Annotated in this window: 1 protein-coding gene; it reads left to right on the forward strand. The window is 45.2% G+C overall.

The window, feature by feature from the left end; translation table 11 throughout:
* A partial coding sequence (locus B2X33_RS04200) for an SIR2 family NAD-dependent protein deacylase (protein WP_296667880.1) occupies positions 1–605 on the forward strand: 605 nt, incomplete at its 5' end.
* Positions 606–631 lie beyond the last annotated feature (26 nt).

Genomic DNA, 631 nt, shown 5'->3' on the forward strand with positions numbered 1-631 from the left:
TGCGCGGCAAGGATTATTTTGCAATCACCACGAACGTTGACCACTGCTTTCAAAAGGCCGGATTCGACAAAAAGCGGCTTTTCTACACGCAGGGCGACTACGGACTTTTTCAGTGCTGCGTTCCGTGCCACAAAAAAACTTACGACAACGAAGAGGCGGTGAGAAAAATGCTCGTTTCGCAAGGTTTCGGATTTGAGGACAGCGAAAACGGAAAAGACGGTGACCTTGTTTTTCTGAGAAATCCTTTGAAAATGGAAATCCCGCCAGAACTTGTGCCGAGCTGTCCTGTCTGTGGAAAACCGATGTCGATGAATCTTCGCTGCGACGAGACTTTTGTTGAGGACGACGGCTGGAAAATGGCGGCAAAACGCTATCAGGATTTTCTTGAAAAGCACAAAAACGCCCGAACGCTTTTTTTGGAGCTTGGAGTCGGAGGAAACACGCCCGGAATCATAAAATATCCGTTCTGGAATTTTGTCTACAAAAACAAAAACGCATTTTATGCGGCGGTCAATATGGAAAAGGAAGAAGTTCCTGCGGAAATAAAAACGCGCTCTGTTCTGATAAAAGGCGATATTTTCAGGACGATTGAGAATCTGATTTGATTAGCCTTGCATTCAACAGGAATTAT

The sequence above is a fragment of the Treponema sp. UBA785 genome (assembly GCF_002297065.1).
Taxonomy (GTDB): domain Bacteria; phylum Spirochaetota; class Spirochaetia; order Treponematales; family Treponemataceae; genus Treponema_D.